Annotated in this window: 26 protein-coding genes and 4 tRNA genes; 21 read left to right on the plus strand and 9 right to left on the minus strand. The window is 38.0% G+C overall.

Annotation, left to right across the window (positions count from 1 at the left end):
- The 5 genes from mscL to rseB all read left to right on the plus strand — a co-directional run bounded on the left by mscL (position 1) and on the right by rseB (position 3047).
- On the plus strand, positions 1–387 hold the full coding sequence (mscL, locus tag ACPT8O_RS01960) for a large-conductance mechanosensitive channel protein MscL (RefSeq protein ID WP_005651263.1): 387 nt from the start codon (positions 1–3) through the stop codon (positions 385–387).
- A gap of 89 nt (positions 388–476) precedes the next feature.
- Positions 477–734 carry a succinate dehydrogenase assembly factor 2 gene (locus ACPT8O_RS01965; RefSeq protein ID WP_021034523.1) on the plus strand — a complete coding sequence of 86 codons (258 nt, stop codon included), beginning with the start codon at positions 477–479 and terminating at the stop codon, positions 732–734.
- Between the two features lie 107 nt (positions 735–841).
- Complete coding sequence (gene rpoE / locus ACPT8O_RS01970; RefSeq protein ID WP_005658683.1) at positions 842–1411, plus strand: RNA polymerase sigma factor RpoE; 570 nt, start codon at positions 842–844, stop codon at positions 1409–1411.
- A gap of 24 nt (positions 1412–1435) precedes the next feature.
- The gene (locus ACPT8O_RS01975) at positions 1436–2023 is read left to right on the plus strand and encodes an RseA family anti-sigma factor (protein WP_005651258.1); all 588 of its coding nucleotides are present in this window, start codon (positions 1436–1438) and stop codon (positions 2021–2023) included.
- Positions 2024–2102: 79 nt separating this feature from the next.
- Positions 2103–3047 carry a sigma-E factor regulatory protein RseB gene (gene rseB, locus ACPT8O_RS01980; RefSeq protein WP_021034521.1) on the plus strand — a complete coding sequence of 315 codons (945 nt, stop codon included), beginning with the start codon at positions 2103–2105 and terminating at the stop codon, positions 3045–3047.
- A gap of 93 nt (positions 3048–3140) precedes the next feature.
- Here rseB and coaA read toward each other — a convergent pair whose 3' ends face one another.
- Positions 3141–4076, minus strand: coding sequence for a type I pantothenate kinase (gene coaA / locus ACPT8O_RS01985; RefSeq protein ID WP_021034520.1), 936 nt, complete (start codon positions 4074–4076; stop codon positions 3141–3143).
- Between the two features lie 214 nt (positions 4077–4290).
- On the opposite strand from coaA, the gene ACPT8O_RS01990 reads away from it, so the two are divergent.
- The 5 genes from ACPT8O_RS01990 to tuf all read left to right on the plus strand — a co-directional run bounded on the left by ACPT8O_RS01990 (position 4291) and on the right by tuf (position 5965).
- A tRNA-Thr gene (locus ACPT8O_RS01990) sits at positions 4291–4366 on the plus strand.
- Positions 4367–4395: 29 nt separating this feature from the next.
- A tRNA-Tyr gene (locus tag ACPT8O_RS01995) sits at positions 4396–4480 on the plus strand.
- Between the two features lie 42 nt (positions 4481–4522).
- Positions 4523–4597: transfer RNA gene (locus ACPT8O_RS02000), tRNA-Gly, on the plus strand.
- Positions 4598–4600: 3 nt separating this feature from the next.
- A tRNA-Thr gene (locus tag ACPT8O_RS02005) sits at positions 4601–4676 on the plus strand.
- A 104-nt stretch (positions 4677–4780) separates the two neighbouring features.
- Positions 4781–5965: an elongation factor Tu gene (gene tuf / locus ACPT8O_RS02010; RefSeq protein ID WP_005654658.1), complete on the plus strand. Its 1185-nt coding sequence runs from the start codon at positions 4781–4783 to the stop codon at positions 5963–5965.
- Between the two features lie 119 nt (positions 5966–6084).
- Here the strand turns inward: tuf and ACPT8O_RS02015 are convergent, their stop codons facing one another.
- The 5 genes from ACPT8O_RS02015 to fkpA form a co-directional block, all read right to left on the minus strand.
- Positions 6085–6372: a sulfurtransferase TusB gene (locus ACPT8O_RS02015; RefSeq protein WP_021034519.1), complete on the minus strand. Its 288-nt coding sequence runs from the start codon at positions 6370–6372 to the stop codon at positions 6085–6087.
- Positions 6373–6380: 8 nt separating this feature from the next.
- Positions 6381–6740, minus strand: a complete 360-nt coding sequence (gene tusC, locus ACPT8O_RS02020; protein ID WP_021034518.1) for a sulfurtransferase complex subunit TusC — start codon at positions 6738–6740, stop codon at positions 6381–6383.
- Positions 6737–7117 (minus strand): sulfurtransferase complex subunit TusD, encoded by a 381-nt coding sequence (tusD, locus tag ACPT8O_RS02025; RefSeq protein WP_021034517.1) that lies wholly within the window; start codon positions 7115–7117, stop codon positions 6737–6739. The genes tusC and tusD overlap by 4 nt, the downstream gene beginning before the upstream one ends.
- Positions 7117–7782 carry a helix-turn-helix transcriptional regulator gene (locus tag ACPT8O_RS02030; protein ID WP_021034516.1) on the minus strand — a complete coding sequence of 222 codons (666 nt, stop codon included), beginning with the start codon at positions 7780–7782 and terminating at the stop codon, positions 7117–7119. Before ACPT8O_RS02030 ends, tusD begins: the two co-directional genes overlap by 1 nt.
- A gap of 88 nt (positions 7783–7870) precedes the next feature.
- Positions 7871–8596 carry an FKBP-type peptidyl-prolyl cis-trans isomerase gene (gene fkpA / locus ACPT8O_RS02035; protein ID WP_021034515.1) on the minus strand — a complete coding sequence of 242 codons (726 nt, stop codon included), beginning with the start codon at positions 8594–8596 and terminating at the stop codon, positions 7871–7873.
- A 98-nt stretch (positions 8597–8694) separates the two neighbouring features.
- Between fkpA and ACPT8O_RS02040 the strand changes: the two genes are divergently transcribed.
- The 3 genes from ACPT8O_RS02040 to fabR all read left to right on the plus strand — a co-directional run bounded on the left by ACPT8O_RS02040 (position 8695) and on the right by fabR (position 10754).
- Positions 8695–8916 (plus strand): SlyX family protein, encoded by a 222-nt coding sequence (locus ACPT8O_RS02040; RefSeq protein ID WP_005649565.1) that lies wholly within the window; start codon positions 8695–8697, stop codon positions 8914–8916.
- Positions 8917–9231: 315 nt separating this feature from the next.
- Positions 9232–10137 carry a DNA-binding transcriptional regulator OxyR gene (oxyR, locus tag ACPT8O_RS02045; protein WP_021034514.1) on the plus strand — a complete coding sequence of 302 codons (906 nt, stop codon included), beginning with the start codon at positions 9232–9234 and terminating at the stop codon, positions 10135–10137.
- Positions 10137–10754: an HTH-type transcriptional repressor FabR gene (gene fabR, locus ACPT8O_RS02050; RefSeq protein WP_005629669.1), complete on the plus strand. Its 618-nt coding sequence runs from the start codon at positions 10137–10139 to the stop codon at positions 10752–10754. Before oxyR ends, fabR begins: the two co-directional genes overlap by 1 nt.
- 69 nt (positions 10755–10823) lie before the next feature.
- On the opposite strand, the gene greB is transcribed toward fabR, so the two are convergent.
- A complete protein-coding gene (greB, locus tag ACPT8O_RS02055; RefSeq protein ID WP_021034513.1) occupies positions 10824–11300 on the minus strand; it encodes a transcription elongation factor GreB in 477 nt (158 codons plus the stop codon).
- A 95-nt stretch (positions 11301–11395) separates the two neighbouring features.
- Between greB and ACPT8O_RS02060 the strand changes: the two genes are divergently transcribed.
- From ACPT8O_RS02060 to ACPT8O_RS02075, 4 genes are all read left to right on the plus strand, one after another.
- Complete coding sequence (locus ACPT8O_RS02060) at positions 11396–13708, plus strand: Tex family protein (RefSeq protein WP_041175254.1); 2313 nt, start codon at positions 11396–11398, stop codon at positions 13706–13708.
- Between the two features lie 125 nt (positions 13709–13833).
- The gene (gene gyrB / locus ACPT8O_RS02065) at positions 13834–16254 is read left to right on the plus strand and encodes a DNA topoisomerase (ATP-hydrolyzing) subunit B (RefSeq protein WP_021034511.1); all 2421 of its coding nucleotides are present in this window, start codon (positions 13834–13836) and stop codon (positions 16252–16254) included.
- Between the two features lie 145 nt (positions 16255–16399).
- Entirely contained in the window at positions 16400–17074 is a 675-nt protein-coding gene (gene rpe, locus ACPT8O_RS02070) for a ribulose-phosphate 3-epimerase (protein WP_005630536.1), read from the plus strand.
- 45 nt (positions 17075–17119) lie between these two features.
- The gene (locus ACPT8O_RS02075; RefSeq protein WP_021034510.1) at positions 17120–17794 is read left to right on the plus strand and encodes a phosphoglycolate phosphatase; all 675 of its coding nucleotides are present in this window, start codon (positions 17120–17122) and stop codon (positions 17792–17794) included.
- Positions 17795–17858: 64 nt separating this feature from the next.
- Here ACPT8O_RS02075 and asnA read toward each other — a convergent pair whose 3' ends face one another.
- Entirely contained in the window at positions 17859–18851 is a 993-nt protein-coding gene (gene asnA / locus ACPT8O_RS02080; protein ID WP_021034509.1) for an aspartate--ammonia ligase, read from the minus strand.
- 153 nt (positions 18852–19004) lie between these two features.
- Between asnA and asnC the strand changes: the two genes are divergently transcribed.
- On the plus strand, positions 19005–19457 hold the full coding sequence (gene asnC, locus ACPT8O_RS02085; protein ID WP_005649540.1) for a transcriptional regulator AsnC: 453 nt from the start codon (positions 19005–19007) through the stop codon (positions 19455–19457).
- Between the two features lie 25 nt (positions 19458–19482).
- On the opposite strand, the gene hslR is transcribed toward asnC, so the two are convergent.
- A complete protein-coding gene (gene hslR / locus ACPT8O_RS02090) occupies positions 19483–19878 on the minus strand; it encodes a ribosome-associated heat shock protein Hsp15 (RefSeq protein ID WP_005654696.1) in 396 nt (131 codons plus the stop codon).
- 228 nt (positions 19879–20106) lie between these two features.
- On the opposite strand from hslR, the gene ACPT8O_RS02095 reads away from it, so the two are divergent.
- From ACPT8O_RS02095 to cysQ, 3 genes are read left to right on the plus strand one after another with little or no spacing between them, the layout of a single operon-like run.
- Complete coding sequence (locus ACPT8O_RS02095; protein ID WP_425623331.1) at positions 20107–22092, plus strand: OPT family oligopeptide transporter; 1986 nt, start codon at positions 20107–20109, stop codon at positions 22090–22092.
- A gap of 56 nt (positions 22093–22148) precedes the next feature.
- Entirely contained in the window at positions 22149–22565 is a 417-nt protein-coding gene (locus ACPT8O_RS02100; protein WP_021034507.1) for a hypothetical protein, read from the plus strand.
- A gap of 4 nt (positions 22566–22569) precedes the next feature.
- Positions 22570–23379, plus strand: coding sequence for a 3'(2'),5'-bisphosphate nucleotidase CysQ (gene cysQ / locus ACPT8O_RS02105; protein WP_021034506.1), 810 nt, complete (start codon positions 22570–22572; stop codon positions 23377–23379).
- Positions 23380–23413 lie beyond the last annotated feature (34 nt).

Consider the following 23413-nt stretch of genomic DNA (forward strand, 5'->3'; position numbering starts at 1 on the left):
ATGAATTTTATTAAAGAATTTCGCGAATTTGCAATGCGTGGCAATGTCGTAGATATGGCTATCGGTGTGATTATTGGTAGCGCATTTGGCAAGATCGTAAGTTCACTTGTTAGTGATATTTTTACGCCCGTGTTGGGGATTTTAACTGGTGGTATTGATTTCAAAGATATGAAATTTGTATTAGCACAAGCACAAGGCGATGTTCCTGCTGTTACTTTAAATTATGGTTTGTTTATTCAAAATGTGATTGATTTTATTATTATTGCTTTTGCAATCTTTATGATGATCAAAGTAATCAATAAGGTAAGAAAACCAGAGGAGAAAAAAACTGCACCAAAGGCAGAAACATTGCTTACTGAAATCCGTGATTTATTAAAGAATAAATAATATTTAAAGAATGAAAGTTAGCAGAAATGCTGACTTTTTTTATTACTATTTTTTAAGCTATAATCAGCCCTCAATTTTAGGGAAATAAAATGGAAAAATATAATAAACTTCGCATTGAATGGGATTGTCGTCGAGGAATGCTGGAGTTAGATAAAATCATAATGCCTTTTTATTTGACGCATTTTCATGAATTAACAGATGACAAAAAAGATATTTTTATTCGCTTGTTAGAAAGTTCTGATTTGCAGTTGTTTTCGTGGTTTTTTAATCGTGTGAAATCACAAGATGTAGAGCTTCAAATGATGGTTGAATATATTCAAAAAGTGCAGAAAATCATCATAAATTAAAATTATTGATTAGCGAATGAACTTTTTTAACACGCTTTTGTCTGAACAAGCAACAAGAGCTTGCTGTCTTGATATTAAGGCGTGTTAGATATTGGCATGGGAGAAATATGGCTGAACAGCTAACAGATCAGGCTTTGGTAGAAAGAGTACAGCAAGGGGATAAAAAAGCCTTCAATTTGTTGGTTTCGCGTTATCAAAATAAAGTAGCAGGGCTTTTGACCCGATATGTATCGCGTAACGATATTCCTGATGTGGTGCAAGAATCCTTTATAAAGGCTTATCGCTCAATTGAATCTTTTCGTGGCGAAAGTGCTTTCTATACATGGCTTTATCGAATTGCCGTTAATACGGCAAAAAATTATTTAACGGCTCAAGGTCGCCGTCCACCAAATGAAGATATTTTGGCAGAAGATGCTGAAAATTATGATGTGGGAACACACCTTAGGGATGTGGATACACCCGAAAATGAGATGTTGTCTAGTGAGTTAGAAAGAATTGTTTTTGATACTATTCATAACTTACCAGAAGATTTAAAAACTGCGATTACGTTACGAGAACTAGAAGGTTTAAGTTACGAAGATATTGCAGAAATTATGGATTGTCCTGTTGGTACGGTTCGTTCCCGAATCTTCCGAGCAAGGGAAATGATCGAAAATAAAATTCAACCTCTAATGTAGAGCGAATAACAATCGGAGTTTACTATGCAAAAAGAGCAGCTTTCAGCCTATATGGATGGAGAACAAGTCGAAACTGACTTGATAGATGCTTTATTAAGAGACGAAGAATTACAAGCGTCTTGGCATTCATTTCATACCGTTCGTTCAGTAATGCGTAAAGAAAGTGCGGTCTTTTTAGGGGCTGATTTTACCGCTAAAATGGCAGATTTGATTGAGTTAGAAGACGTGAAGAAAGTTGATGTCATTGCTGTGTCTCAACCTGAACCAGAAGACGCACATAATTCTGTATTTATGCAAAAATTAAAAGCGTTCTTTGCACCAATGACGCAAGTTGCTGTTGCTGCTGGTGTATGTTTAGTGGCAGTACTTGGTGTTCAATCTTTCAATAATAAAAACGATGCGTCTAATTTACCTGAGACTCCAGTATTGCAAACCTTGCCATTTAATAATGCGGTTCAAGAGGTTAGCTATAATGCGCCAAGTAAAGATACATTAACTTCAGATCAGCTTGAGAAAAAAAGTCGTCGCATTGGCGCAATGTTGCAAAATTATGAATTGCAACGTCGAATGCACTCTGATGCTTTAGATGTAAGTAGCAGTCAAGTAAGATAAATTGGTTTCCTTTGTTCAGATTATTGATTCACCACCTAATTGTTATTTAGTGTGGTGAATTTTTATCCTTTAGATTTCTATGAAAAAAATCCCATTAAAATTTACCGCACTTTCTCTTTCTTTGCTATTAAGTAGCATTGCTTCTGCTGAAGAGCTTTCTGCGAAGCAGTCTTTAGATAAAATGACACAAGCATTGGATAATCTCAATTATGAAATTGCCTTTGTGCAAACTACTCCCGCAAATATGGATTCGTTTCGTTATCGACATATCAAACAAGATAACAAAACTTACGCACAATTAGTTACTTTAGATGGCCGTCAGCAAGAAATTATTCAGCGTGATAATTTAGTCAGTTATTTTCAGCCAAATGCACAAGCATTTACGCTTAATAGTAGCAATATAGTTGATGCGATGCCAGCAGTTGTGCGTGCAAATTTTGATAAGCTTTCTTCTGATTATGATTTCGTAAAATTAGGTAAAGATCGTGTTGCTGGGCGTTTCGTTGATACGATTAGAATTGTGCCTAAAGATGATTTTCGGTATCAATATTTGGTGTTTGTCGATGAAGAAAATGGCTTGTTATTGCGCGGTGATATGCTTGATCGTGAAGGCAAGCTACTCGATCAATTCAGAGTCGTAACACTTTATATTGATGACAGATTAAGAGGATTAACCGATTATATTAATAAAGTGTCAATGCCACCTTTATTGAAAGAAAGTAAAAATAAACAAACTTCAAATATAACTTGGTCAGCGGGATGGTTACCAAGAGGTTTTTCTTTGAGACGGTATACACAAGAAGTATTAGAAAATGAAATCATAGATAGCGCATTATATAGCGATGGTTTATTTACTTTTACGTTGTTTGTTTCTAATGTAGGCTCTAATGACTTACCAGAAAATACTTGGAAACAAGGGGCCTATACGATTTATAGTGAAGTGATCGGTGGAAAAGAAATTACTTTTATTGGGCAATTACCAATCTCGACGGCAAAGCGCATTGTGCAAGAAGTCAAATTTTGATAAAAAGTGCGGTAATTTTTTACGATATTTTTATCAATAACTGATTTTGAGTTAGGCATTGACTAAGATTCGCACGTTTTTACGTGCGAATTTTTATTTTCTTAATTTTATTAATTCTACTTGATGATTATGACCTTTTTTTAGAATTAAATTTGCACGCTCACGAGTTGGAAGAATATTTTGATTAAGGTTTAACCCGTTAATTTCATCCCAAATTTTACTTGCCGTCGAGATAGCCTCTTCTTTAGATAAGCTTGAGTAATGTTTAAAGTAAGAATTAGGATCGTTGAATGCACTTTCGCGGAATTTCAGAAATCGTTTGATATACCATTCTTTCAATAACTTTTCTTCTGCATCAACATAAATAGAGAAATCAACAAAATCTGATACGAATGTTTGATCGGTTTTATTATTACCCGTTTGAAGTACATTCAAGCCTTCTAAAATAAGAATGTCAGGTTTATCTACCACATCAAATTTATCGGGAATAATATCGTATGTTAAATGAGAGTAAATTGGTGCTGTAACATTGCTTTTACCTGATTTTACATCCGCTAAAAAGCGAATGAGTTTAGATGTGTCATAAGAAACGGGAAAACCTTTCTTTTGTAAAAGATTATCTTGTTTAAGCTTGTTTAATGGATAAAGAAACCCATCTGTTGTGATGAGATCAACTTTTCTTTCAGTTGGCCAATGAGAAAGTAGAGATTGTAGAATACGTGCAGAAGTGCTCTTCCCAACAGCGACACTGCCAGCAATACTAATTATGTAAGGTGTTTTGGCATTATTTCTGCCTAAAAAACGATGTAGTACCGTTTGGCGATGTAAATTTTCATCAATGTAATAGTTAATAAGACGAGTTAATGGTAGGTAAATTGTACTTACTTCATCTAATGAAAGGTCTTCATTAAAGCCTAAGAGTGGTTTGAGATCTTGCTCTGTCAATTTTAATGGAACGGATTTACGTAATTCCGCCCATTGTTCACGATTAAAGCTTAAAAAAGGTGTTTGCTGAGTTGAAAATTCCACAATAATTTTATTTGATGGCTAAATAAACAGAGAAAAATATACGCTATAAATAAAAATTTAGCATTCATTTTTCATTAAATGTACGCTAATTTGATTAAAAAATCACTTTTTTGATTGTGATTTAAACGAATAATCAAAAAAATAAACTTTTTTATAAAAAATACTTGTCAGTTAAAGTTTTTTCCATATAATACGCCTTACTTGCTTACGACACGCCGACTTAGCTCAGTAGGTAGAGCAACTGACTTGTAATCAGTAGGTCATCAGTTCGATTCCGATAGTCGGCACCATTCTTTCGTATCAAGTATTCATTTAGTGTGGAGGGGTTCCCGAGCGGCCAAAGGGGGCAGACTGTAAATCTGTTGGCTCAGCCTTCGAAGGTTCGAATCCTTCTCCCTCCACCATCTTTTAGATGGATCCTGATGGGACAGACGAATTTAGGACTTGCGGGCATCGTATAATGGCTATTACCTTAGCCTTCCAAGCTAATGATGCGGGTTCGATTCCCGCTGCCCGCTCCAGACGCTGATATAGCTCAGTTGGTAGAGCGCACCCTTGGTAAGGGTGAGGTCGGCGGTTCAAATCCGCCTATCAGCACCAGTCTTATAATTCCTCATCCTTATATCAATCAGCAAATAAATTTATTGGTTAATGTGGTTTAATTTACCCATCGATAACCGTGTCTATTTAGAGGGACTATTTCAATGTCTAAAGAAAAATTTGAACGTACAAAACCGCACGTAAACGTGGGTACAATCGGCCACGTTGACCACGGTAAAACAACTTTAACAGCAGCAATTACAACCGTATTGGCAAAACATTACGGTGGTGCAGCGCGTGCATTTGACCAAATCGATAACGCGCCAGAAGAAAAAGCGCGTGGTATTACCATCAATACTTCACACGTTGAATACGATACACCGACTCGTCACTACGCACACGTAGACTGTCCGGGACACGCCGACTATGTTAAAAACATGATTACCGGTGCGGCGCAAATGGATGGTGCTATTTTAGTAGTAGCAGCAACAGATGGTCCTATGCCACAAACTCGTGAACACATCTTGTTAGGTCGCCAAGTAGGTGTACCATATATCATCGTATTCTTAAACAAATGCGATATGGTAGATGACGAAGAGTTATTAGAATTAGTAGAAATGGAAGTTCGTGAACTTCTATCTCAATATGACTTCCCAGGTGACGATACTCCAATCGTACGTGGTTCAGCATTACAAGCATTAAACGGCGTAGCAGAATGGGAAGAAAAAATCCTAGAATTAGCGGGTCACTTAGATACTTATATTCCAGAACCAGAACGTGCGATTGACCAACCGTTCCTTCTTCCAATCGAAGATGTGTTCTCAATCTCAGGTCGTGGTACCGTAGTAACAGGTCGTGTAGAACGTGGTATCATCCGTACAGGTGATGAAGTAGAAATCGTCGGTATCAAAGATACAGCGAAAACTACTGTAACGGGTGTTGAAATGTTCCGTAAATTACTTGACGAAGGTCGTGCAGGTGAAAACATCGGTGCATTATTACGTGGTACCAAACGTGAAGAAATCGAACGTGGTCAAGTATTAGCGAAACCAGGTTCAATCACACCACACACTGACTTCGAATCAGAAGTGTACGTATTATCAAAAGATGAAGGTGGTCGTCATACTCCATTCTTCAAAGGTTACCGTCCACAATTCTATTTCCGTACAACAGACGTAACTGGTACTATTGAATTACCAGAAGGCGTGGAAATGGTAATGCCAGGCGATAACATCAAGATGACAGTAAGCTTAATCCACCCAATTGCGATGGACCAAGGTTTACGTTTCGCAATCCGTGAAGGTGGCCGTACAGTAGGTGCGGGTGTTGTAGCGAAAATCATCAAGTAATTGATGGATTCCTGAATGTCTTAAAGATAAAAGACAGAAAAAACAAAAAGAAAAGTGCGGAGAAAATTCTCCGCATTTTTTATTTTATATATGTAAATATTTACTAAATTATTTGATTTTTATAGTGATAGTTGTGGTGAATAATTTTCAGTGATTCCAACAAGTTCTTCTATTGAAATTAATTTTATCTTGCTGCTTTGAGGTAAAAGTGCGGTGAGATTTCTTGCTAAAATATCTTGTTTCAATATCATGCAATTCCCTTTACATTTGACAAAATAATCAGGATATTTTACTGCCAATAACACACCATCTTGCCATAATACTACCGCATCTTTTTCTGTAATATATGAAAAATAGTCGTCTAGTTCAGTTTTGGGGTAGTCTGACTGGGAAAATGTATAAAGCATAATATTCCTTAGAAAGTAAACAATTTTTCTTCTTGATTAAGCTTTTCTATCAATAAAGAGCGGTCAATTTTTTCACAAGATAGGATGAGTTGTTTATCCTCTAGCTTAAATTTCTGTAAAGATTCCGTGCAGATAAAGCGTTGTTCTAAATCATATAAATCTAATAATTTAAAGGTTCTAATAAAGTCTTTCTGTTGAATGATTTCAGGATGCTGATGATTAATAAGGTTTAATACACCATCATCGATAAAAAATACGCCAATATCATCTGGATCACAAAAAGCTGTTGCGGCAAGAATTGCATCTAAGCCTTCTCGTGAAATGGATGTGCCATGTGGAGATGTGCGAAATAAAAAGGCTATTTTCATAGGGTTATCACTCGATCTGCATTTAAACTTGCTGCTATAAATTCTCCAAGACCTGCAATTATAAATCCCTCTGCAAGATTATAGTGATCTGTAGTTGGTGTAGTTAAGCTATCAACAACACCTCGTCGTTGAGAGGCTGCAACACATAAATGCAAAGGAACATTGTGGGTAATAGAAAACATTTGCCAATGTTTTTGTAAATTAACTTCATCATTGGCTGGATACACTAATGCATTTCCGTTACTCACTCCATCTTGAAAGAAAAAAATCTGTGAGATTTCGTGCCCTTTTTTGATTAAGGCGTTTGCAAATTGATAAGCTAAAAATGCCCCTTGTTTTCCGTAAATAGGGCTTTTGACAGCGATAACATAGCGCATTATTCTTGCTCTTGTTTGATTTGGCGGATGTATAGGTAAACCGTATGTCGGGAAATATCTAAACGTTCTGCGACTAAATTAATCGCATCTTTAATATCAAAAATACTTTTTTCGTAAAGAGAAAGGACGATTTGTCGGTTTTTAGTATTATTGGCAACAGCGCGATCTGCATTGACTTCTTCTATTGTTTTTTCAATAGTCTGCGCAACCAAGTCTTCCACTGAACTGGCAAAATTAACCGAAGATGTTTCATTCGTATGCTCCGTTGGCATAAAGCATTGTAAAAATTGAGACACGGGTACATCTAAATTGATATTGATACAAAGCAAACCAATAATACGTTGAGTTTTATTACGAATGGCAATAGTGACTGATTTCATCAGTACGCTACCTTTTGCTCGTGTAAAATAAGGCTTTGAAACACTTTCGCTTTGCATATTTCGTAGCGAACGTAAGGCAAGATCGGTAATTGGCGAACCAACTTGTCGATTCGTGTTATGTCCGTTGGCAATACAAATAGCAGAATGTTCAATATCTTCTAAAGAATGAAGCACGATTTCGCAGTGCTCACCAATCAGTGCGCTGACACCATCAACGACCGCTTTGTAGGAATTTATGATAGCGTGATCTTCGTCAGTGAAAGGATATTTATCGTTTAATGTCATAGCTTTAGGTTAAAAGTGCGGTAAAAATTTCGCTCGTTTTTATAATAAAAAGCACGCATTAAAGAATGCGTGCTGTTAAACTTATCCGTTATTTTTCTGCTTTTGGATTGACGTCTAATACTTCTACATCAAAAATTAATGTTGAATTTGGTGGAATAGATGCACCAGCACCTTGTTCGCCATAGCCTAATTCAGGGGCAATAACTAATTGAATTTTTCCGCCTTTTTTCACTAATTGAAGACCTTCAGTCCAGCCTTTAATCACTTGATCAAGTTGGAATTCTACAGGTTGTCCGCGCTCGACAGAGCTATCAAATACTTTTCCATTTGGTAATTTACCCGTGTAATGTACTTTAACCGTATCTGTTGCTTTGATTGCATCGCCTTTACCTGCGTTTTCAATTTTGTACATTAAACCAGATTGCGTCGTTTTTACATCTTTACCTTTAGCAAATTCAGCACGGAATTTATCGCCTTCTTCTTTTGCTTGTTTAGCAATCGCTTCTGCTTTTGCTTTTGCTGCAGCCACTAATTTTGCTTCAATAGATTCTAAGGTTTTTTGGATTTTTTCATCTTTACGCACATCCACTTTGCCTTCTAAAGCATCTTTTAAGCCATCTAAAATACGAGCATTATCATATTTGATAACATCTTTATGGGAATCAACAAGATCTTTCATTTGACTGCCCATTAACGTACCTACAGCATAAGATGCCGCTTTTTCATCGAATGTGTTATCTTCTGCAAAAACTTGACCAGAAATTACCGCACTTACCATTAATGCTGCGATAGATAATTTTTGAATTTTTAACATATAAGTTAATCCTTTATAATGAATGAAATACTACGAGGAATAGATTAAATTGCTTTCTATCTATTCTCAACTTTTTTTTAGAATTTAGAGAAAAATTTATGCAAATTCAACAAATGTTAGAAAATCGCATTGAAGAACTTGAAATGAAAATTGCATTTCAGGAACAGTTATTAGATGAATTAAATCACGCTTTAGTTCAACAGCAATTTGATATAGATAAAATGCAAGTCCAATTGCGTTATATGGCAAATAAATTAAAAGATTTTCAACCCTCTAATATTGCAAGCCAATCTGAAGAAACGCCACCGCCCCATTATTAATTTCTGTAATGTAAAGAATGAAAAGTAATTGTAGGCTGGGCGTAAGCCCACGCGGGATATAACAAACGCGTGGGCTTATGCCCACCTTACGGAAATTATATAAAAATATTCTGACATCACGCCTTAATGAGTGGGTCTGAGACCTTTTACAACAGGCTACAGCTGCTACTCGCATTTCCATATTTTCCTTACATACTCGATATTGTTTTTCTTCTTGCCATTAAAAATTATCGGCTGAATTATGCATAAAACTATGGTATAGTCCAAGCCATTAATTCCATTCTTTGAAGTTAATTTTTCCACAGGGAAAATCGAATGAATATCCGTGATTTAGAATATCTTGTTGCCTTATCTGAATATAAACATTTCCGTCGTGCTGCTGATTCTTGTAATGTGAGCCAACCCACATTAAGTGGGCAAATTCGTAAGTTAGAAGATGAGCTTGGTATTATTTTGTTAGAACGTACTAGCCGTAAAGTATTATTTACTCAATCTGGAATGTTATTGGTTGAGCAAGCTCGTAAAGTGCTTCGAGAAGTAAAACTATTGAAAGAAATGGCAAGTAATCAAGGTAAGGATATGACAGGGCCGTTGCACATTGGTTTAATTCCAACTATTGGGCCTTATTTACTTCCTTATATTGTTCCAACATTAAAAGCGGCATTTCCTGATTTAGAAGTTTTTCTTTATGAAGCACAAACGCAGCAATTATTAGAACAATTGGAAACAGGGCGTTTAGATTGTGCGATTGTTGCTACAGTGTCAGAAACAGAATCTTTTATTGAAGTGCCTATTTTCAACGAGAAAATGTTACTTGCCGTATCAGAGCATCATCCTTGGGCTGTAGAAAGTAAAGTGCCTATGAATCAATTAAGTGGTCAAGAAATGTTAATGCTTGATGATGGCCATTGTTTGCGTAATCAAGCATTAGATTATTGCTTTACTGCTGGTGCAAAAGAAAATTCCCATTTCCAAGCAACTAGCCTTGAAACTTTGCGCAATATGGTAGCGGCAGATGCTGGTATTACATTTATGCCTGAATTGGCGGTACTTAATGAAGGTACGCGTAAAGGTGTGAAATATATTTCTTGTCATTCGCCAGAACCATCACGAGCTATCGTTTTGGTTTATCGTCCCGGCTCGCCATTACGTAATCGTTATGAACGTATTGCAAGAGTGGTAAGTGATGAGGTTAAATCTATTCTTGGTAGGTTGAAATAATGGCTGGTGTTCGTGCTGTTCAAAAAGAAAAGACTCGCCGCGCTTTAGTGGATGCAGCATTTAATCAACTTAGTGCAGAAAAAAGTTTTTCTAATTTGAGTTTGCGAGAGGTTGCTCGCGAGGCTGGCATTGCACCTACCTCTTTTTATCGCCATTTTAGCGATATGGATGAACTCGGCTTAGAAATGGTGGATGAAGCAGGTTTGATGTTGCGCCAATTAATGCGTCAAGCGCGTAAACGTATTGATGCTGGCGGTAGCGTTATTTCTGTTTCTGTGGATACATTTTTTGAATTTATCACTAACAGTACGAACGTTTTCCGCTTGCTTTTACGAGAAAGTTCAGGCACTTCCCAAGCTTTTCGTACTGCGGCAGCACGTGAAATTAAGCATTTTGTTGATGAGTTAGCAGAATATATTTCCTACAAACATCAATATTCACAATATGTTGCTTATGTTCAAGCGGAAGGCATCGTAACAATTGTATTCACTGCTGGGGCGAATGCCTTAGATATGAGTAAAGCTGAACGTGAGCAACTTAAAGCTCGAGTGATTTTGCAATTGAGAATGCTTGCAAAAGGTGCTGATTTTGCTGCGAATAAGGAAAGAGGTAAGTAAGATAGTTTATATTTAGCTGATTAGTTTTCTCTTTGTGCTTAGATATTCACTATCTTTTATTCTTCTAAGTTATTTTTCATACCAAATTTTATTCACATAAAGTGTGATAAAACCTGAGGGCGTTTCTACCCGCACTTCGTCGTCTAATGTTTTTCCGATTAAAGCCCGAGCAACTGGGGAATCAATGGAGATCCAATTTTTCGCAGGGGCAAATTCATCACAACCGACGATACGATATTGCTTGATTTCGCCTTCTTCATTTTCTAATTCCACCCACGCACCGAAGAAAACTTTTCCCTCTTGCTTTGGGTTGTAATCGACAATTTGTAGCATTTCCAATCTTTTAGTTAAAAAACGTACACGACGATCAATTTCACGTAAGCGACGTTTACCATAAATATATTCGGCATTTTCGCTACGATCGCCTAGTGCGGCTGCATCTGAGACTGCTTGAGTGACTTTTGGGCGTTCTTCTTTCCACAAAAACTTGAGTTCTTGGTCAAGCGCAAGCCAGCCTTGACGAGTAATATAATTTGATTTTGCCATAATGAAAATAAAAGAAAGTTTTTTGAATTATATTTGAGCCAATCTGCTAAAACCAGTATTCTATCTTCGTTTTTTTATAACAAAGAAGTATGACAATGTTAAATCAACAAATTAGCCAAATTATTGCGGCAGAATTAACCGTTCAACCCCAACAAATCCTTGCCGCCATTCAATTATTAGATGATGGCAACACCATTCCATTTATTGCACGTTATCGTAAAGAAGCCACTGATGGCTTAGATGACACCCAACTTCGCCATTTTGAAACCCGTTTAATTTATTTGCGTGAATTAGAAGATCGTCGTCAAACCATTTTGAAATCTATTGAAGATCAAGGGAAATTGACCGATGAACTGCGTGAAAAAATCCATGCGACACAAAGCAAAACCGAATTAGAAGATTTGTATTTGCCGTACAAACCTAAACGCCGCACTAAAGGGCAAATTGCCATTGAAGCAGGTCTTGAGCCATTGGCTGATTTACTTTGGAACGAGCCGAAGAATGATCCTGAAACGGCAGCAGCGGAATTTGTGAATGCAGATAAAGGCATAACAGATACTAAGGTAGCGCTTGATGGTGCACGCTATATTTTAATGGAGCGTTTTGCTGAGGATGCAGGTTTATTAGCGAAAGTCCGTGATTATTTAGCGAAAAATGCGGTTATCGTATCAAAAGTAATCGAAGGCAAAGAAGCGGAAGGCGCAAAATTCCAAGATTATTTCGATCACCAAGAATTATTGAAAAATGTGCCTTCTCACCGTGCATTAGCGATGTTCCGTGGACGTAATGAGGGCATTTTACAATTAAGCTTAAATGCGGATCCTGATGTAGAAGAGGGAAGTCGCCAAAGTTATTGTGAAGAAATTATTCGTGATTATTTAGATGTACGTTTCACAGGGCAGCCTGCGGATAAATGGCGTGAGCAAGTGATTGCGTGGACATGGAAAATCAAAGTGTCGTTGCATTTAGAAACGGAATTAATGGCGAGTTTACGTGAAAAAGCGGAAGAAGAAGCCATTGATGTTTTCGCTCGAAATCTGACCGCACTTTTAATGGCTGCACCCGCTGGCGCGAAAAGCACCATGGGCTTAGACCCAGGCTTGCGTACAGGGGTTAAAGTTGCGGTGGTGGATAACACAGGTAAATTATTAGATACCACCACCATTTATCCACACACGGGGCGTGAAGCCGAAGCGCAAGTGGCGATTTTCAGCTTAATCCGCAAACATAATGTAGAATTAATTGCCATTGGTAATGGTACGGCTTCTCGTGAAACTGAACGTTTTGCGAAAGAAGTGATTAAAGAAATTAAAGAAAATAAACCTCAAACCGTTGTGGTGAGCGAAGCAGGTGCATCCGTTTATTCAGCTTCTGAATTTGCCGCAAATGAATTCCCGAATTTAGATGTATCTTTACGTGGTGCGGTATCAATTGCGCGTCGTTTACAAGATCCATTGGCAGAATTAGTGAAAATCGAACCAAAAGCCATTGGTGTAGGGCAATATCAGCACGATGTAAACCAAATCCAACTTGCGCGTAAACTTGATGCGGTGGTGGAAGACTGTGTAAACGCAGTAGGTGTGGATTTGAATACGGCATCCGCGCCATTACTCGCTCGTGTGGCTGGAATGACAAAAACCTTAGCACAAAACATTGTGGAATATCGTGATGAAAATGGGCGTTTTGAAAGCCGCAGCGAATTGAAAAAAGTGCCACGTTTAGGGCCAAAAGCCTTTGAGCAATGTGCGGGCTTTATGCGTATTGCAGGCGGGAAAAATCCACTTGATGCTTCAGGTGTTCACCCAGAGGCTTATCCTGTGGTCGAAAAAATTTTGCAAGCTACCGCACAATCTATCCAAGATTTAATGGGCAATGCCGGTGTGGTATGTCAGCTTGATGCAAAACAATTTATTGATGAGCAATTTGGTTTACCAACGGTTCAAGATATTTTTAAAGAATTGGAAAAACCGGGTCGTGATCCACGAGGCGAGTTCAAAACTGCTGTATTTGCTGAAGGGGTGGAAGAAATCACGGATTTGAAATCTGGAATGATTTTAGAAGGAACAGTGACTAATGTAACCAATTTTGGCGCATTTGTGGATATTGGTGTTCATCAAGATGGTTTAGTACATATTTCATCATTAAGCGATAAATTCGTGGAAGATCCCCATCAAGTGGTAAAAACAGGCAACATTGTAAAAGTCAAAGTGTTAGAAGTGGATGTGCCACGTAAACGCATTGCATTGACGATGCGATTAGATGAAAGTGCGGTCAAAAATGACGGCAAATCTGACCGCACTTTATCTGCAAGAGCTCGTGGAAATACGCAGCGAGAGGATCGTAATTCAAGAGGTAATAATACAATGGGCAATGTCTTTGCTGATGCGTTAAAAAATTGGAAAAAATAACAAGTTATGGGGCGAAATTATTCGCCCTTTTTTTATCGCTTTCCTTTCCCGAAAAGCATCGCCAAAACGGCGATTTTTTGCTATAATCCCGCCCAATTTTTATTTACAAAAGAATGAGATAAATTATGTCAGAAACGACCAATGATAACTATGGTGCATCGAGCATTAAAGTATTAAAAGGCCTTGATGCAGTGCGCAAGCGTCCCGGTATGTATATCGGCGATACCGATGACGGTACTGGTTTGCACCATATGGTATTTGAAGTGGTGGATAATGCCATTGATGAAGCCCTCGCTGACCATTGTTCCGATATTATCGTGACAATTCACGATGATAATTCTGTATCAGTGCAAGATGATGGGCGTGGAATTCCTGTGGATATTCATCCTGAAGAAGGCGTTTCTGCAGCAGAAGTGATTATGACTGTGCTTCACGCTGGTGGTAAATTTGACGATAATTCCTATAAAGTATCGGGCGGTTTACACGGCGTGGGCGTGTCTGTAGTGAATGCGCTTTCTGATAAATTACAATTAACTATTCGTCGTCAAGGTCACGTTCACGAGCAGTTTTATCATTTAGGGGAGCCACAAGCACCATTAACTGTGATTGGCGACACAGAGGCAACGGGGACAACGGTTCGTTTCTGGCCAAGCTCGGATATTTTTGCTATAACAACCTTTGATTACAAAATCTTAGCAAAACGTTTACGTGAGCTTTCTTTCTTGAACTCAGGCGTATCTATTCGTTTAATTGATAAACGTGATGGCACTGAAGATCATTTTCATTACGAAGGCGGTATTCAAGCATTCGTCGAATATTTGAACAAAAATAAAAACCCAATTCATCCAAAGCCATTTTATTTTACAGCTGAGAAAGATGGCATTGGCGTGGAAGTCGCATTGCAGTGGAATGATGGTGTAAATGAAAACGTGTATTGCTTCACCAATAACATTCCTCAACGTGATGGCGGTACTCACTTAGCAGGTTTTCGTGGGGCTTTAACCCGTAGCTTAAATAGCTATATGGAAAACGAGGGTATGCTGAAAAAAGAAAAAGTGGCGACTTCAGGCGATGATGCGCGTGAAGGTTTAGTTGCGATTATTTCAGTTAAAGTGCCTGATCCAAAATTCTCATCGCAAACTAAAGACAAACTCGTGTCTTCAGAAGTTAAAAGTGCGGTGGAATCTGCGATGAATGAAAAAATGCAGGAATATTTATTGGAAAATCCTGCAGATGCAAAAATCATTGTAAACCAAATTATTGTGGCTGCTCGTGCGCGTGAAGCCGCACGCAAAGCGCGTGAAATGACTCGCCGTAAAGGGGCATTAGATATTGCAGGTTTACCGGGTAAACTTGCAGACTGCCAAGAAAAAGATCCTGCGCTTTCTGAACTTTACTTGGTGGAGGGGGACTCCGCAGGCGGCTCTGCAAAAGTTGGTCGTGATCGTAAAACTCAAGCAATTTTGCCATTGAAAGGTAAAATCTTAAACGTAGAAAAAGCACGTTTTGACAAAATGTTGTCTTCCCAAGAGGTGGGGACATTGATTACTGCCTTAGGCTGCGGTATCGGTCGTGATGAATATAACCCAGATAAATTACGCTATCATCATATCATTATCATGACCGATGCTGATGTGGATGGTTCTCACATTCGTACGTTGCTTTTAACGTTTTTCTATCGTCAAATGCCTGAGCTTATTGAGCGTGGTTATGTTTACATTGCTCAGCCGCCACTTTATAAAGTGAAAAAAGGAAAACAAGAACGCTACATTAAAGATGCGGATGAAATGGAGCAATATGAATTAACGCTTGCTTTAGATGGCGCAGAATTACATATTAGCGCAAATGCACCAGCAATGAATGCCCTTGTATTTGAAAAATTGGTGGCAGAATATAACAGCGTACAAAAACTTATCGGTCGTTTAAGCCGCCATTATCCAGCCCCTGTATTGCAAGGATTAATTTATCAGTCGCCAATTTCTGTTGAAATGATGAAAGACGAAAGTGCGGTTGAAAATTGGGGTAAATCTTTTGTTGAACAACTGACTGCAAAAGAAACAGAAGCACATCAATATTCAGTACGTACACAATTTAATGCGGAACGCCAAGTGTATGAAGCGGTGATTACTGTTCGCAAACACGGTATTGATACCGATTATTTCTTGAATTTTGATTTTGTTCACGGCAATGAATACGCGAAAATTGTTTCTCTTAATAAACAACTCAATGGTTTATTAGAAGAGGGTGCTTATGTTATTCGTGGTGAAAAAGTACAACCAGTACGTAATTTTGAACAAGTCGTTGAATGGTTAGTGAAAGAATCGCGTAAAGGTCTTGAAGTACAACGTTATAAAGGGCTTGGGGAAATGAACGCAGATCAACTTTGGGAAACCACAATGGATCCAAATTCACGTCGTATGTTGAAGGTTTCTATTAAGGACGCCGTTGCAGCGGATCAACTCTTCACGACCTTAATGGGAGATGAAGTTGAGCCACGTCGTGAGTTCATTGAGCTGAATGCCTTAAGAGCAAATTTAGACGTGTAAATTTCCGTGTATTCATATCTATAACTGAAAGGGCATTTAGATGCCCTTTCTTCGTTTATCTTATTATTCATATAAGGATTACTATTGGTTTTTTGAACTTAAGTGAGTAAACTAAATGCACTCATTTTCTCAACGGAGAACCTTTATGAAACCTTATCTTATCGCCCCATCAATTCTTTCTGCCGATCTCGCTCGTCTTGGCGATGACGTACAAAACGTACTTAATGCAGGCGCGGATGTTATTCATTTTGATGTTATGGATAATCATTATGTACCTAATCTCACTTTTGGGCCTGCGGTATGTCAAGCTTTACGTGATTATGGCATTACCGCACCGATAGATGTGCATTTAATGGTAAAACCCGTCGATCGCATTATTCCCGATTTTGCTAAAGCGGGTGCGAACTACATCACTTTTCACCCAGAATCTAGCGAACATATTGACCGCTCTTTGCAGCTTATTCGCGATTGTGGTTGTAAATCTGGATTAGTTTTTAATCCTGCGACGCCGTTGAGCTATTTAGATTATGTTTTGGATAAAGTGGATGTGGTTTTATTAATGTCAGTGAATCCTGGATTTGGCGGACAATCTTTTATTCCAGCAACGTTGAAGAAATTACAACAGGCTCGTAAGATTATTGATGAAAGTGGTTATGACATTCGTCTTGAAGTCGATGGGGGCGTGAAGGTTGATAACATCGCAGAAATAGCCGCAGCGGGTGCTGATATGTTTGTGGCAGGTTCCGCAATTTTTGGTAAGCCAGATTATAAACAAGTTATTGACCAAATGCGTACACAGTTAGCAAGTGTTAGCGCATAACCGTTATTTTAATAAAATACGATCGTAATAGAACAGAGAAAAACAATGAACACACAATTTAAACTTATTGGCTTTGATTTAGATGGCACCTTGGTAAATAGCCTGCCTGATTTGGCATTATCAGTAAATTCTGCTTTGGCTGAATTTGATTTACCGAAAGCGCCAGAAGAATTAGTTTTAACTTGGATCGGTAATGGCGCGCCTGTATTAATTGCTCGAGCGTTAGATTGGGCGAAAAAACAAACAGGAAAAGTGCTAACTGAAACAGAGGTTAAGCAAGTAACAGAACGTTTTAATTTTTATTATGGCGAGAATTTATGTAATGTCAGCCGCTTGTATCCAAATGTAAAAGAAACTTTAGAAACCTTGAAAGAAAAAGGCTATGTCCTAGCAGTTGTTACGAATAAACCGACAAAGCACGTTCAACCTGTATTAGCAGCATTTGGCATTGATCATTTATTTAGTGAAATGTTGGGCGGTCAATCCTTGCCTGCCATTAAGCCACATCCAGCTCCACTTTATTATTTATGCGGAAAATTTGGTTTTGAACCACGCCAAGTGCTTTTCGTGGGCGATTCTAAAAATGATATTATCGCAGGTCACGCTGCGGGCTGTGCAGTTGTTGGTTTAACTTACGGCTACAATTACAATATCCCTATCCGTGAATCCAATCCAGATTGGGTGTTTGATGATTTTGCCCAGCTATTAAGTATTCTTTAAGTTTTCCATCTAATAAAAAGTGCGGTTAATTTTTACCGCACTTTTGTTATCTACTTAATTGATTTTAAAGAATGTTTGAAAATTCTTCTAACATTTCTTTTGGCCATACGCTTGATTGCACTTCACCGATATGTTTTTTACGAAGTAAAAGCATCGCTAAGCGAGATTGACCGATACCACCGCCGATAGTTAATGGCAATTTCCCGTTTAATAAATCTTGGTGCCAATCCATTTTTAAATGGTCTTCATCGCCTGTTAAGCCAACTTGTAAGCGTAATGCACTTTCATCTACGCGGATACCCATTGAGGATAGTTCAAAGGCTTTGCCTAATTGGTCGTTCCATACCAAAATGTCGCCATTTAATCCTTTGTAGCCATTTTCAGATTCTGTTGTCCAGTCATCATAGTCAGGTGCACGACCATCATGAGGTTTGCCATCTGAAAGTTTGCCGCCAATCCCGATTAAGAATACTGCACCGTATTCTTTACAAATTGCGTTTTCACGCTCTTTACTGCTTAAATCTGGATAGCGTTTTACTAAATCTTCGCTATGCACAAAGGTAATCTGTTTTGGAAGAATGGAAGGAATATCAAAACGTGCTTCTACGGCTAATTCTGTTAAACGAATAGCACGATAAATAGAATTTACCGTTTCTTTTAAGTATGCAAAATTACGACGACCTTCAGGAATCACTTTTTCCCAGTCCCATTGATCTACATAAACAGAGTGCGTTGAATCAAGAGAATCTTCATCGGGACGCAATGCTTTCATATGAACAAACAAGCCTTCGTCTTCTTTAAAGTTGAAACGAGCTAATGTATGGCGTTTCCATTTCGCAAGAGAATGCACAACTTCAAATACGGCATTTGGAATACATTTCACATTAACCTGTACGGCTTTTTCAATGCCTGATAAGTTATCTTGCATTCCGTTACCCACTTGGCTCAAAATTGGGCCTTGCACTTCAATAATGCCAAGTTGCTCAATAAGATTTTGGGTAAAAGTGTTCTTCACAAAGCTGATTTCTTGTTGTTGTAAAATAAATGTCTTTTTCATTTTGATAACCTTTTTTAACGAGGAGTAATATTTTTGAGTATTATTCAGTAAATAATGATTTTATTTCAAGTATTTTATTTACTTTCTTTTCTTGGTTGAATATTATCTAATTCATTGTGAAAAAATTAAATAAAATCTAAAGGAGGAAGTTTTATGCACAACATTGATAGTTTAGATCAAAAAATATTACGTGTACTCACTAAAGATGCGAGAACACCATACGCAGAAATGGCTAAAAATTTTGGTGTTAGTCCAGGAACGATTCACGTTCGGGTCGAAAAAATGCGTCAATCGGGCATTATTAAAGGCACAAAAGTAATTATTGATGAACGTAAATTAGGCTATGATGTATGTTGTTTTATCGGCATTATTCTAAAAAGTGCAAAAGATTATGAAAAAGTGATCAAAAAGCTAGAAAGTTTTGATGAAGTAGTCGAGGCCTATTATACAACGGGCAATTATTCGATTTTCTTAAAAGTGATGACACACACAATTGCAGAATTACATTCTGTTTTGGCGACCAAGATTCAGTTAATTGATGAAATTCAATCCACTGAAACCTTGATTTCAATGCAAAATCCAATTTTGCGAGATATTAAACCTTAAGAACATAGAAAGTGCGGTGAAATTTTTATTCAAATTTATCTTGGTGTTTAAATTTCAATAAATCTCTCCGCTCTTTTTTATTTGGGCGACGATCAGGATGGGGCATTGAAAGGGAATTATTTTTTCTTGCCCATGCGATTTCTTCTCTTTTTTTCACGCTACTTTCGGTTTCTTGATAGAGTAATTGTGCTTCTGGCGCACCTCGGCGTTGATCGCTTAAGGCGATAATTTTTATTTCTTTTTCTTCGTTTCCCTGGCGAAGTTTTAACATTGCGCCCACTTCCACAATTTTACTTACTTTCGCACGTTGATTGTTGTAATGCACTTTACCACTTTCAATCATCGCTTTAGCAATGCTCCGTGTTTTGTAAAATCGGGCAGCCCACAACCATTTATCTAATCTGACTTCTTTTTCTGCCATTATTTTCTCCTTATTTTGATTCGACAAAATAGTACCACAAAGTATGCTAATGAACTGTTATTAAAAATTTTATTCTTTAATAGGATTTTTATTAAATGAAAAAAAATAAAAACAGGTTAATTTAAACATTTTTCAATAAAACAAATTTTATGTTAAAAAAACTTGAAAAATAGTCAAATTTTTGACAAGGTTGAGCGGTTTTCTTTTTTTAAGCTCAAGGAACAATTTATGCATAACGAAAACTTAAAAGAATTGACCGTTCGAGGAATTATCCTCGGTGCATTGATTACGGTAATTTTCACTGCATCCAATGTGTATCTCGGTCTAAAAGTGGGGGTGACATTTGCGTCATCTATTCCAGCGGCCGTCATTTCTATGGCAGTACTCAAATTTTTCAAAGATTCTAGCATTCTTGAAAATAATATGGTGCAAACTCAAGCATCTTCAGCAGGTACGCTTTCTTCGGTGATCTTCGTCTTGCCTGGTTTATTAATGATGGGCTACTGGCAAGATTTCCCATTCTGGCAAACGATGTTGATTTGTGCAGCTGGTGGTACATTGGGCGTGTTATTCACTATTCCATTACGCCGTGCAATGGTGGTAAATAGTAATTTACCTTATCCTGAAGGGGTAGCCGCTGCAGAAATTTTGAAAGCAGGTAATCATGCAGATGGCGACAGCGGTGTGAAAGATATTGCTTACGGTGGTGTTTTAGCAGGATTAGTGGCATTTTTAACTAATGGTTTACGCGTGATGGCTGATGGTGCAAGTGCTTGGATTCAAACAGGAAAAGCGGCGTTCCAATTACCAATGGGCTTTTCACTTGCCTTACTCGGTGCTGGTTATTTAATTGGTATCGTGGGCGGTATCGCAATGTTGATCGGTGTTATTTTGACTTGGGGTGTGGCAGTGCCATATTTCACAATGTCAGAAGATATTGCCGCGGATGCAAGTTTAATTGATTCTGCGATGACTGTTTGGAAAACCAAAGTGCGTTATATTGGTGTGGGTACAATTGGCATTGCTGCGATTTGGACATTGCTGATTTTAATGAAACCAATGATTGAAGGAATGGTTCATTCTTTCCGTATGCTGAAAGGTGGGCAAGAGGCATCAGAACATCGTATTGATATTGACCTTTCTCCAAAAACAATGATTTATATCTTAATTGCGACGGTTGCGTTAATTGTTATTTCATTACATCACTTTATTGCGGCGGCACCAATTTCGCCTGAGCTTTCCATTTTATTAGTGGTAGTTTGTACTTTCTTAGCGGTATTTATCGGCTTCTTTGTGGCAGCGGCTTCTGGTTATATGGCTGGTTTAGTGGGTTCATCTTCAAGCCCAATTTCTGGTATCGGAATTATTTCTGTTATCGTGATTTCATTAGTATTGGTGTCAATCGGTAATGCCTCGGGCTTATTTGAAACTGTAGATGGTCAGAAATTTTTAACCGCACTTACATTGTTTACGGCATCTATCGTAATCACTACAGCTTGTATTTCTAATGATAATCTACAAGATTTAAAAACGGGTTTATTAGTTGAAGCAACACCTTGGCGACAACAAGTTGCATTAATTATCGGCTGCTTTGTCGGTGCACTTGTTATTGCGCCAGTATTAGAAATCTTATATCACGCGTATGGTTTCAGTGGTGCATTGCCACGCCCAGATATGGATCCTTCACAAGCCTTATCTGCACCACAAGCAACGTTAATGACCGCCATTTCTCAAGGTATTTTCACAAATAAATTGGAATGGACTTACATCTTAACTGGTGTGGGTTTAGGTGCTGTGTTAATTACGATTGATGCATTTTTGAAAAAAGTCAGCAACAAAGTCTTTAGCTTGCCAGTTATTGCTGTGGGGATTGGTATTTACTTACCACCATCAATTAATACGCCTGTGATTGTTGGTGCATTCCTAGCGTGGATTATGGCTCGCCATATTGCAAAACTTGGTAACAAAGAAGTGTCAGCTAAAGCAGAACGTTTCCGTACGCTTTTCTCTGCAGGTTTAATTGTAGGCGAAAGTTTAATGGGGGTAATTTTAGCATTCATTATTGCGGCTTCTGTTACCACTGGCGGTTCTGAAGCACCATTATCCTTAAATCTTGAAAACTGGGATACAATTGGCGAGTGGTTCGGTTTAATCGTATTTATCGTGGGCATTGTGATTTTTGCATCTCGCGTATTACGTGCGAAAAAAATCTGATTAATCCTTAAATTTATTTTAGAATAGGTTATCTTCTGGATAGCCTATTTTTCACTATGAAATCTTACTTAAAAACACTTATTTTTTTCCCTATGATTTTACAGATAGTCGTCACCGCACTTTTGATTTGGTTCGATGATGACTCAAGTGGCGTTATCGTTCCTTTTTCTAGTTATGCTCTCACAGCATTTCTTCTTGCCACCATTCCCGCATTTTTAACCGTACTTTTAGCCGCAAAATTCCGTTACACACGTTATAACATTGCTTCGATTGTATTAGTTTCATCGATCATTTCATTTGTTTACTGCAATATGGCATCTTATTTTTATTTGTTATTACTCGGCGAACAAGACACTTCCTTTTGGGGCTGGTTGACCGAAGGGGGATTATCCCTCGGGTTAATAAGCACATGCGGAATGGTTTTTTATGCTCTATTTGTAATGCCTTGGTTGCTGCCAAAAACAAGAGAATAATTTTATGCTGACGCTAAACGAACATTTACTTAACCAAGTATTGCTGATTGCTTACCAAGCAGGTAAGCATTTGCAACAGTTTTATCAAAAACAGGTTCATGTTGAATTGAAAGAAGACAACACGCCTGTGACGGAAGCGGATCTTTTTGTGAGCCAATTTTTAACCGAAAAATTGACCGCACTTTTCCCTAATGTCCCTGTTCTTTCGGAAGAAAATTGCCATATTTCCTTTGAAGAACGTAAAAATTGGAAAGAATATTGGTTGATTGATCCTCTTGATGGCACACAACAATTTATTAATCGTACCGATCAATTTTCTGTGTTGATTACCTTAGTTCGTAAAAATAAACCAGTGTTAAGCGTTATTCATGCACCAATTTTATCGACAACTTATTATGCAATGCGTGATTTCGGCGCGTTTAAAAAACAACTGGATCAGGTAAAAAAACTCACTAAAAACACGACAAATTTTGACCGCCCTTTACGAATTGCGGTAGGTGCAACGACTTCACAAGAAAAAGTGCGGTCGATTTTACCGAAGGATTTTCCTTGTGAATTTGTTGTGGTTGGTTCAAGTAGCTTAAAAAGCGGTTTGGTGGCTGAAGGCGCAGTAGATTGTTATGTTCGTTTAGGACAAACAGGCGAATGGGATACCGCTGGGACAGAAGTTCTGCTTGCTGAAACTCACGGTGCCATTTTTGACTCTCATTTTGAGCCTTTAACCTATAACCAGCGTGAAACCTTGATTAATCCGCATTTTGTCATGGTGGGCGATCAATCACTCGATTGGCGTTCTGTCTTTCAATTTAATTGATTGGTTCGATTGGTTTTTTTCTCTAGAATACGGC

The sequence above is a fragment of the Haemophilus sp. HN_Hi08 genome, from assembly GCF_049824455.1.
Taxonomy (GTDB): domain Bacteria; phylum Pseudomonadota; class Gammaproteobacteria; order Enterobacterales; family Pasteurellaceae; genus Haemophilus; species Haemophilus influenzae_D.